The sequence below is a fragment of the Siculibacillus lacustris genome, assembly GCF_004328075.1.
Taxonomy (GTDB): Bacteria; Pseudomonadota; Alphaproteobacteria; order Rhizobiales; family Ancalomicrobiaceae; genus Siculibacillus; species Siculibacillus lacustris.
Genome location: NZ_SJFN01000048.1, coordinates 21,736 through 27,735, shown reverse-complemented (window position 1 = coordinate 27,735; position 6,000 = coordinate 21,736). Strand labels below are relative to the sequence as shown.

The window sequence follows — 6,000 nt, the reverse complement described above, 5'->3', positions numbered from 1 at the left end:
GCCGCAGCTGGAGCCGCCACCGGGGAGGCCGCCGCACCGGTGATCGCCGCGGGCGACGGGGCAGCGGTTCCGTCCGCGCCCGCTGCGGCCGTCTCTACGGGTCCCGGCGTCGCGGTCGCCGCGCCGCCGACCGGCGGCGAATCGGCGGCGTCCGTCGCGGCCGAAGCGATCGCCGACCCGCTCCTCGCTCCCGCGGGTGCCGCCGCGCCCGCCGCCGGCCCATCCACCGCTGCCGGCCCGTCCGCCGCCGTCGTGCCCGGCGAGGCCCTCGTCCCGCCGGATCCCTCGTCCGTGGCCTCCGAGGCGCTGCCCGCTGCCGCCGCTCTCGGCGCCGATCCCGCCGGCCCGACCGCGCGCGCCGCCGGCGAGGCCGCCGCCGGTGCCGCCTGGGGTGGGGCGGTCGATCGATCCCTGCGGCCGCCGCCGCCGCGCCGCGGCCAACCGACCCGCGGCCAGCCGGCCCTGCCGGCCGAGTCCGTCGACCGGGCGGGCGGCGCCGACGACCTCGGCCGTCAGGCTCTGGAGCGCACCGACGGCGCCCTGAAACGCATCCTGCTCGAACAGGCCGCGGTCCTCGATCGTCCCGCCGACGCGGCGGCGCGCGTCGGTCCCGGTCGCGGCGAATGGACCGCCGAACTGCCGATCGCCACTGCCGCCGGCACCGGCGTGATGCAGATGACGGTCGAACGCGACGGCGGCCGCGATCCCACGAAGGCCGGCGAAGCGGCCTGGCGGGTGCGATTCTCACTCGACGTCGAGCCGGTCGGCCCGGTCCATGCGCGCATCGGCCTGTCCGGCGAGCGCATGTCGATCGGCCTGTGGATCGAACGTCCCGAGATGGCCGCCCGCCTCGCCGAGGACATCGGCACGCTGCGCGGCGCGCTGGAGGCGGCGGCGATCCCCGTCGACGGCGTCCATGTCGCGGTCGGCCAGCCGGTCGCCGCCAAGCCGGCGGCGTCGGCCCATTTCGTGGACGTCAGCCTGTGAGGGCGCCGGCGGCGGGGCCGCGGCGAGGGGGAGGGCGATGAGCGGCGACGATCGACGGCCCGACGGCGAGAAGCTCGCGGTCGCCCTGCGCTGGGAGGCGCCGGGGGCGCCGGTGGTGGTCGCCAAGGGCCGCGGCGCGGTCGCCGAAGCGATCCTCGCCACCGCGGCGGCCGCCGACGTGATGGTCGAGGAGAACCCGCTGCTGGCCACCGCGCTCGCCGCCGTCGAGCTCGACACGCCGATCCCCGAAGCCCTCTACAAGGCGGTGGCCGAGGTCATCGCCTTCGTGCTGCGCGCCTCCGGCCAGAAGCTCTGAGCGAGGCCCTCAGGCGCGGCAATGGGCGATCAGCCCGTCGAGGAAGCGGCCGCAGGCCTCGAGCTCGGCGATCTCGACATATTCGTCGGGACGATGGGCGCGGGCGATCGAGCCCGGCCCGACCACCACCGCCGGAATGCCGCCGACCGCGGCGATCAATCCGGCCTCGGTGCCGTAGGACACCTTGGCGTGGTCGGAGCGGCCGGTGAAACGCTCGGCGAGCCGCACCGCTTCCGAATCGAGCGGACTCTCGAATCCGGGAATGCCGTTCTTCAACTCGATCTCGATGCCGGCGTCCCCGTCGCGGGCCTTCATCCCCGGCTCGACCTCCTCGCAGGCGAAGGCGCGGACCTCGCGGTCGTAGGGCCACGGGTCGACTTGGGCCAGCGTGCGGAATTCGAAGGTGAAGCTGCAGCGGTTGGGCACGATGTTGAGCGCCGTGCCGCCCTCGATGGTGCCGGTCTGTGCGGTCGACACGTCGACGTCGTAGAGCCCGTCGCGCGGGCCTTCGTCGGCGAAGCGCCGGCCGATGTCGGCGATGCGGCCGATCACTCGCGCCGCCGCCTCGATCGCGTTGACCCCTTGCGGCGCCAGCGACGAATGGCAGCTGCGCCCGCGCACCGTGACGCAATAGTCGAAGCGGCTCTTGTGGGCGATCACCACCTGCATGCCGGTCGGTTCGCCGACGAAGGCGGCGAGCGGCCGCGCCGGGGCCAGCTCGGCGATCCGTTCGAGCGCGAAGCGCACGCCGATGCAGCCGGTCTCCTCGTCGTGGGTGAACAGGAAATGGATCGGCCGGGCGAGCGGCGCGGCGGCCATCTCCGGCAGTTTGGCGAGGCAGGCGGCGATGAAGCCCTTCATGTCGACGGTGCCGCGGCCATAGAGCCGGCCCTCGGCCTCGCGCAGCGTGAAGGGATCGGAGGTCCAGGCCTGGCCGGTGACCGGCACCGCGTCGGTGTGGCCCGACAGCACGTAGCCCGGCACGTCGCGCGGTCCGATCGTCCCCCACAGGCAGGCCTTGGTGCCGGTCGGATCGGGGACGCGCTGCGACCACACCCCGTGGCGCGCGAACTGCGCCTCGATCCAGGCGATCAGATCGAGATTGGAGCGGTCGCTGGTGGTGTCGAAGGCGACGAGCGCGGCGAGAATGGCTCGGACGTCGGTCATGGAGTCCTCGGGAACGGAGCGGCGGGCCGCGGGCGGGCGGAGCATGTCACCCCGCTCGGCCCCCGCGCAACCCGGGACGCGCGAGGGTCCGATCAGCGCCGGGCGGAGAGCCGCGCCCTGACGTCGGCCCAGGCGCCGGTGAACGGGTGATAGGTGAAGCGCACCCGGTGGTGGCCGGGCTCGACCTTGACCGCCCTGAACAGCACGTCGGCGCGGTTCATCTCGGCCGGACGGCCGTCGACCTCGACCTGCCACCAGCGATGCCAGACGTCGTTCAAGACCAGCCAACCGGCCCGTTCGGCCTCGACGTCGACGTCGACCGCGACGTTGTGGTGGGCGGCGAGGGTCGCCCGTCCCGCCGGGCCTTCGCCGGGGGCGACGGCGGTCGGCAGGGCGTCGGCCGGCAGCAGCACCTCGCGGGTCGGATCGAAGCCCTCGGGCCAGCGGCCGGAGGCGATGATCGCGTCGAAGTCGACGCCGCGCGCGCCGTCGACGAACAACACGCGCGGCAGCGCCCGTGGGTTCTCGTAGACGAAGGTCTCCGGTCGGCCGGGGGCCGGGAAGATCCCGGGGATGGCCGGGAAGCGCGCGACCTCGGGCAGCCGGCCGGCGGCGAGCTTCGGATCGATCTTGTCGATCGGCACGCCGGTCACCACCCACTTCAGGCCGAGCATGTCGACGAGCAGCGAATCGTAGGAGGGCTCGAGCGCCGAGAACACCTTCTGCTCGGGGATCGCCACGTGATCGATCGCCCCGGTCGCCTTGGCGTAGAAGTCGAAGCGCAGCGGATTGTAGCCGAGCGTCGTCTCGAAGCCGTGCAACATGCCGAGGTTCGGCCAATGGAAGCCGATGCCGACCAGCTCGATGCGCGGCCGCCGGTCGCCGCCGGTGTCCTTGTCGATCGCCGTGTGGAGGAAGTGCACCACCGGATCGGTGGTGGTGGTGTTCAGCGCGTCGTAGGTCGCCGCCGGATAGGCGGTCGATTCGTTGGGGCCGTTGTTCCAGGCGAGGTCGAGGCAGGCGAAGGCCGCCACCAGCCCGATCGCCCCGGCCACGCCGGCGGGCGTCGCCCGGGTGCCGCCGATCCGCCGCGCCACGGCGAGGACCAGGGCCGCGCCGGCGGTGAACACCATCGCGGTGACCAAGGGCTTCCAGATCAGCGCCAGCCGATCGGCATGGAGCCCGAAGGCCACCGGCAGAATCGCGAAGACCAGCGCGAACAGCGCCCCCCCGACGATCCAGGCGAAGCGGCCGGCCGGCGGCCCGTCGTCGGTGAGCCGGCGATGCACCAGCCAGCCGCCGGTCAGCGCTACCGAGAAGCCGATCAGGAAGGTCGCGTCGGCCGGCCGGCGGTAGAGATCGACCCCGGGCAGCACGTCGTAGAACAGCCGGAAGGCCGGGGTGTACCAGCCGATCGCATAGAGCACGAAGAACACCAGCGCCGCGGTCTGATAGACGATCTCGCGCTCCAGCAGGCGGGCGCGGGCGACGCCGTAGGCGAGGATCGCGAAGATCGGCAGGGCGCCTGCATAGATCGCCCCCATGTTCTGGGCGAGATAGATGTCGGTGACCCCGAAGGCGGCGCTCGGCGGGCCCCAGAAGTCGACCGCCTGATCGCCCTGGCCGAACAGATCGGCGATCGCCGCGGTGATCAGCGAAGCCGGATGCAGCGAGCCCTTGCCGGCGCCGATGAAGTCGATCTCCGGCCGGTTGGAATGCTCGGCGAGGAACAGCGTCATCACCACCGGCACCACCACCACGGCGAGGCCGCCGACCACCGCGACCAGGGCCGGGGCGATCGATCCGGCGAGCCGCGACCAGCGTCCGCGCGTCCCGAAGATCTCGACGACGCCCATGCCGATCAGGAAATAGAGCCCGAGCAGGGCGATCTGGTCGCGTCCGAGCGCCAGGAGGCCGGCGGTGATCCCGGCGAGCAGCCCCCAGAACAGCGAGCGCCGGTCGATCATCCGCACCATGCACAGCATGACGATCGGCAGCAGCGCGAAACTCATCACCTGGCCGGTGTGCTGCAGCCGCCACGCCGCCGAGCCGCCGAAGGCGAAGGCCAGCGCCGCGACCATGCCGCCGGCCGGATGCCAGCCGCGATCGCGGAACCACACCGCGAAGGCCAGCGCCCCGAGCCCGAGCTGCGCGAACACCACCGCATCCATCGCCCGGGCGCTGGGATCGGCGTCGAACAGGGCGAGCGCCATGAACGCCGGCACGAAGATCAGCGACTGCGGATCGGAAATCTGGGTCCAGCCGGAGAAGACGTAAGGATTCCAGGTGATCCCCTCGCCGCCGTGGATGGCGTGGGCGAGGAAGCCGAGCTGGGCGCGGAAATGCGCTTCCGCGTCCCAGGGCACGGTGAATCCGCCCGAGGTCCACGGCCGGGTCAGCACCAGCCAGACGGCGGCGAACATCACCACGGTGGTGACGAGATGCACCGGCTGGACGACGGCGCCGCTCCGGCGCGGGCTCTCAGACGACATCGGTCCCGAGCTCCTCGACGACCAGGGCGGAGGTCGCCGCGCGCTCCTCGAGCGGGCGCTCGAAGCCGATCGCCTCCTGGACGAAATAGAGCGGCCGCCGCTTCACCTCGGAGAACACGTGGCCGAGATATTCGCCGATGATCCCGAGGCCGATCAGCTGGATCCCGGCGAAGAACAGGATCGCCACCAGGAGCGAGGGGTAGCCCGGCACGTCGGCGCCGAACAGCAGGGTCTTGATCACCACATAGGCGCCGTAGAGCAGCGACGACAGCGACACCGCCGAGCCGATGAAGGCCCAGACCTTGAGCGGCAGGGTGCCGAACGAGGTGATGGCGTTGACCGCCAGCCGCAGGAGCTTGATGAAGCCCCACTGCGAGGTGCCGGCGACCCGCTCCTCCATGGTCACCGCCACCGTGGTGGTGCGGAACCCGGCCCAGGAGAACAGGCCGCGGTTGAAGCGGTTGCGCTCGGGCATCGCCAGGAAGGCGTCGACCACCTTGCGGTCGGCGGCGATGAAGTCGCCGGTCTCGCGGTCGACCTTGACCTCGCTCATCATGTCGAAGGCGCGGTAGAAGCCCTTGGAGAAGGCGTTGCGCAGGAAGCCGCCGCGATCGAGGTTGACCCGGCGGGCATAGACCAGATCGAAGGCGCCGCTGCGCCACGGGGCGATCAGCGCGGCGATCGATTCGGGCGGATGCTGCAGATCGCTGTCCATCACCACCATCACGTCGCCGGTGGTGCGGGCGAGGCCGGCGGTGACCGCGATCTCCTTGCCGAAGTTGCGCGACAGGCTGACGATCTTCAGCGCCGGCAGGATCGCCCGCCGGGCCTTGAGCCATTCGAGGGTCTCGTCGGTCGAGCCGTCGTCGACGGTGACGATCTCAAAAGCCACGCCGAGCGCGTCGAGCGCCGGCACCAGGCGCGCGAACAGCCGATCGAGGCCCTTGGATTCGTTGCGCATCGGCAGGACGACGCTGACCCTGCGTCCGTGGCCGTTCGGGGGGGTCGCCTCGACGGGAGACGCGGTCATCGCATTTT

The 6,000-nt window shown here is 72.2% G+C and carries 5 protein-coding genes; 2 read left to right on the top strand and 3 right to left on the bottom strand.

Going from position 1 to position 6,000, the window contains the following annotated elements; translation table 11 throughout:
* Both fliK and EYW49_RS21090 read left to right on the top strand, forming a co-directional pair.
* A partial coding sequence (gene fliK / locus EYW49_RS21095; protein ID WP_206365522.1) for a flagellar hook-length control protein FliK occupies positions 1-987 on the top strand: 987 nt, incomplete at its 5' end.
* A gap of 37 nt (positions 988-1,024) precedes the next feature.
* Entirely contained in the window at positions 1,025-1,303 is a 279-nt protein-coding gene (locus EYW49_RS21090) for an EscU/YscU/HrcU family type III secretion system export apparatus switch protein (RefSeq protein WP_131311609.1), read from the top strand.
* A 9-nt stretch (positions 1,304-1,312) separates the two neighbouring features.
* Here the strand turns inward: EYW49_RS21090 and argE are convergent, their stop codons facing one another.
* The 3 genes from argE to EYW49_RS21075 all read right to left on the bottom strand — a co-directional run bounded on the left by argE (position 1,313) and on the right by EYW49_RS21075 (position 5,992).
* Entirely contained in the window at positions 1,313-2,470 is a 1,158-nt protein-coding gene (gene argE / locus EYW49_RS21085) for an acetylornithine deacetylase (RefSeq protein WP_131311608.1), read from the bottom strand.
* A gap of 92 nt (positions 2,471-2,562) precedes the next feature.
* On the bottom strand, positions 2,563-4,962 hold the full coding sequence (locus EYW49_RS21080; RefSeq protein WP_131311607.1) for a hypothetical protein: 2,400 nt from the start codon (positions 4,960-4,962) through the stop codon (positions 2,563-2,565).
* Positions 4,952-5,992, bottom strand: coding sequence for a glycosyltransferase family 2 protein (locus tag EYW49_RS21075; protein WP_131311606.1), 1,041 nt, complete (start codon positions 5,990-5,992; stop codon positions 4,952-4,954). The genes EYW49_RS21080 and EYW49_RS21075 overlap by 11 nt, the downstream gene beginning before the upstream one ends.
* Positions 5,993-6,000 lie beyond the last annotated feature (8 nt).

What these genes read in the sequence shown, in the direction of transcription:
- EYW49_RS21090 (WP_131311609.1), top strand. Translation starts at nt 1,025, where the DNA reads ATGAGCGGCGACGATCGACGGCCCGACGGCGAGAAGCTCGCGGTCGCC.
- argE (WP_131311608.1), bottom strand. Translation starts at nt 2,470, where the DNA reads ATGACCGACGTCCGAGCCATTCTCGCCGCGCTCGTCGCCTTCGACACC.
- EYW49_RS21080 (WP_131311607.1), bottom strand. Translation starts at nt 4,962, where the DNA reads ATGTCGTCTGAGAGCCCGCGCCGGAGCGGCGCCGTCGTCCAGCCGGTG.
- EYW49_RS21075 (WP_131311606.1), bottom strand. Translation starts at nt 5,992, where the DNA reads ATGACCGCGTCTCCCGTCGAGGCGACCCCCCCGAACGGCCACGGACGC.